The following is a 3,192-nucleotide window of genomic DNA, read 5'->3' on the forward strand; positions in this document are numbered from 1 at the left end:
CCATTTGGGGGTAACCTCACTCCTAAGAGTTCAACCCTTAGGAGTAAATCGTAACAAAATTATTTAACCTTTTTTCTTGCCAGCATTCTTACTTTTATTTTGATCAAGTAAGAATTGGTTAAATTCTGCTATAAATTGATTTACATTTTTAGAGCAATTAACAATGCGAGCTCTGGTATGTCTTTGTTCACCAATGATGTAGTATTTATCAGAACCTGCTGTAGTTTTGATTCTCGTAGTAAAGATTACATTACCTTTGTTATCTGCAACTTTGTAAGTTACATCAAAAGTACCGTTAAATCTTCCAAAACTAAAAGTAGATTGACTAGCATCTTCTAAATGCGCATAAACAACATATTCATCATTAGCTGTAGGTGTAAATAAGCCAGAGTTCTTTAAACCTACTTCTAATACATCTTTTAACAGCTTGTCTAAGTTAGCACCAGTTAACTGACGGTGTAAATGATCTGCCATATCAGTTCTTACAACATAAGCAGCGTTTACCGCAGGAGCTTTTGGATCTAGATTAGACTGTAAAAGTCTAGGATCTGCCTTAAGAGACATACAGCTAGTTAGAAGCAGTGAAAAAATTAAACCAACAAAAACCTTAAAAGAGATTTTCATACAAATATTCCTTGTAAAAATAAATTGAGAGTTAAGTAAAGTTTTTTAAGTAAAGTTTTCTACAGGTAATTTGTTGATCTACGTTAGTTATTTTAACTTAAATTAATCGTTATTTTGTATTAATTGCTTAATCTATATCAATTGTTTAATCTATATCTGTTTAGCACATTCCTCCATTAACCGCTATTACTTGGCGAGTTATATAACCCGCATTCTCTGATAATAAAAACTGCACAGCATGGGCAACTTCTTCAGGTTTACCCATACGTTGCGCTGGAATCATTTTAAGAATTTGCTCTAAAGGGACATTTTCATCAATCATATCAGTATCGATTAGACCTGGAGCAACACAGTTAACTGTAATTTGTCTTTTAGCTAACTCAATAGCTAAAGCTTTAGCTGCGCCAATTAAACCCGCTTTAGAAGCACTATAGTTTACTTGTCCACGATTACCAATCAGACCTGATACCGAAGTGATACAAACAATTCTTCCTGCTTTACGACGACGGATCATCGGCATCATCAGTGGATGTAAAACATTGTAGAAGCCATCTAGATTTGTATGGATAACTTGATCCCAATCCTCTGAAGTCAATGCAGGAAAAGCTCCATCACGAGTTAAACCAGCATTAAGCACCACTCCGTAATAAGCTCCATGTTGCTCTACGTCTTGCTCTAAAATTTCTTTACATGCTTGACGATCACTCACATCAAATTGTAAAACACGAGCTTGTCGACCAAGTTCCTTAACTTGCTCTACAACCTCTTGTGCTTCTTCGATGCGACTACGACAGTGGATTACTAAATCATACCCTTGTTGCGCTAAAGACAAAGCAATTGCTTTACCTATGCCACGACTAGAGCCTGTAACTAAAACTGTTTTATTCATAAATTAATTATTTGGACTAAATACATTAAGAGAAGCTTGGGCAAGTAAAACTTGAGTTTGTGCATCATACATTTCAACATCAAACACCCCAAAACCACTAGCGTCTTGGATGGACAGTTTTACTTTGGTTAATAACTTGGTGCCAACTTTTAAAGCATTTGTAGCTAATTGAATATTGCGAGACCCTAAGAAATAACCAATGTTTACCTTTTCTCCATGGGCTAGAGTTTGACAACCTGCCCAGCAACCAATACTTTGTGCCATATGTTCAATCGCATAGATAATATCCAATTGATCATTTTCTAAAAAGATATTATCCGGCTTTATCTCAAAACTCGTAACGATAAAATCATCACCATACTCAAGCACTTGATCGACTTGAATCATCTTACCACTTTGAGATAACAAATGAGACACATCTAAGATAGGGCAAGTAAATGACTTAGGCATTACACTCTCCTAGAATTATTACTGCATTATTACCACCAAAAGCAAAAGAATTACTTAAACCAATACGAGTTTTTTCTTTTGTCCAAGTTGAATTTTGGTTGGTAAAGTTTAAGGGAGAGATTTGTGGATCAAACTTTTCATCCCAAAGATGTAAAGGTAACTTACCTAGCTGGTTATAAACCGGACTAACAAATCCCCATAAAATTGCGGCTTCAATCGCACCGGAAGCTCCTAGAGTGTGCCCAGTGTAAGATTTAGTTGAAGTACAAGGAACATCTGGAGGCAATACTGAAGTTATCGCCTTAGCTTCCATTAAATCATTATGTAAGGTTGCCGTGCCATGCAAATTAACCCAACCAATTTGTTCAGCGTCTAATTTTGCCTGACTTAAAGCTTGCTCTAAAGCAGCAATTGCTCCTTTACCCTCTGGATGAGGAGAACTCATATGATAAGAGTCACAGCTTGCCCCACCCCCTAGATATTCTAGAGCACTATTATCTAACTTCTCTTTAGTTAGAACAAAAACCGCAGCTCCCTCGCCAATATTGGTACCTTGACGATTTTCTGAAAAAGGATTTAAATTTTCCGGAGAAAGAACTGATAAAGAATCAAAACCTTTTAAGGTTAAAGGAGATAAGTTATCAACCCCTCCACAAATTACGGCATCACAAAAACCACAATGTAAAAGACGAGCAGCACTTATTAAAGCACGAGCTCCAGAAGTACAAGCCGTAGATATCCCGAAAGATACCCCCGTCAAATTATAGGCAGTCTTAACAAAATCCGCAGGATTTGAGAAAAATAATTGGTTTAAAACAATATCCTTTTCTTTTCCTAAAAAATACGGATCACATTCATCAACCCCAGTGGTTGAAGTTCCCATAATTACAGCAACACGATGTTTACCATACTTAGAGATTACCTCCTGCACTTGCTCTTCTATTTGCTCAAGCGCATGCCAAAGTAATTGGTTACAACGATTTCTAAAGTGACTTGGTAAATTTTCAGGAAACTCCCTTAGCTCTTCTTTTACAATCCCAAAGCTTCCTGCTCTAATGGCGAAATTAGGAAATGGATTTTCACATTGAGTTAAGCTCTTTTTGTCCTTAAGTTGCAGTTGGGTCAGATGAGTTTCCAACCCATTACCTACACAACTAACAATTCCCGGTTTATGGATAAATATTTTTGTCATATCTGTCTATCTAAAACATATTATTTGTAGAAATTAG

The 3,192-nt window shown here is 36.3% G+C and carries 4 protein-coding genes; all 4 read right to left on the reverse strand.

All coding sequences use genetic code 11. The features are described from left to right. Positions 1 to 63 precede the first annotated feature (63 nt). A complete protein-coding gene (locus tag CKF54_RS07990) occupies positions 64 to 564 on the reverse strand; it encodes a hypothetical protein (RefSeq protein ID WP_147396862.1) in 501 nt (166 codons plus the stop codon). A gap of 220 nt (positions 565 to 784) precedes the next feature. After that, complete coding sequence (fabG, locus tag CKF54_RS07995) at positions 785 to 1,513, reverse strand: 3-oxoacyl-ACP reductase FabG (RefSeq protein ID WP_119525815.1); 729 nt, start codon at positions 1,511 to 1,513, stop codon at positions 785 to 787. 3 nt (positions 1,514 to 1,516) lie between these two features. Then, entirely contained in the window at positions 1,517 to 1,963 is a 447-nt protein-coding gene (locus CKF54_RS08000; RefSeq protein WP_119525816.1) for a dehydratase, read from the reverse strand. Continuing rightward, positions 1,956 to 3,155 carry a beta-ketoacyl-ACP synthase gene (locus CKF54_RS08005; protein ID WP_119525817.1) on the reverse strand — a complete coding sequence of 400 codons (1,200 nt, stop codon included), beginning with the start codon at positions 3,153 to 3,155 and terminating at the stop codon, positions 1,956 to 1,958. Before CKF54_RS08005 ends, CKF54_RS08000 begins: the two co-directional genes overlap by 8 nt. Between the last annotated feature and the right edge of the window lie 37 nt (positions 3,156 to 3,192).

It is taken from the genome of Psittacicella hinzii (assembly GCF_003585885.1).
In the GTDB taxonomy this organism is placed as follows: Bacteria; Pseudomonadota; Gammaproteobacteria; order Enterobacterales; family Psittacicellaceae; genus Psittacicella.

Bases quoted from the DNA above. Each gene is read 5' to 3' on its own strand.
- fabG (WP_119525815.1), bottom strand. From the start codon at position 1,513: ATGAATAAAACAGTTTTAGTTACAGGCTCTAGTCGTGGCATAGGTAAA.
- CKF54_RS08000 (WP_119525816.1), bottom strand. From the start codon at position 1,963: ATGCCTAAGTCATTTACTTGCCCTATCTTAGATGTGTCTCATTTGTTA.
- CKF54_RS08005 (WP_119525817.1), bottom strand. From the start codon at position 3,155: ATGACAAAAATATTTATCCATAAACCGGGAATTGTTAGTTGTGTAGGT.
- CKF54_RS07990 (WP_147396862.1), bottom strand. From the start codon at position 564: ATGTCTCTTAAGGCAGATCCTAGACTTTTACAGTCTAATCTAGATCCA.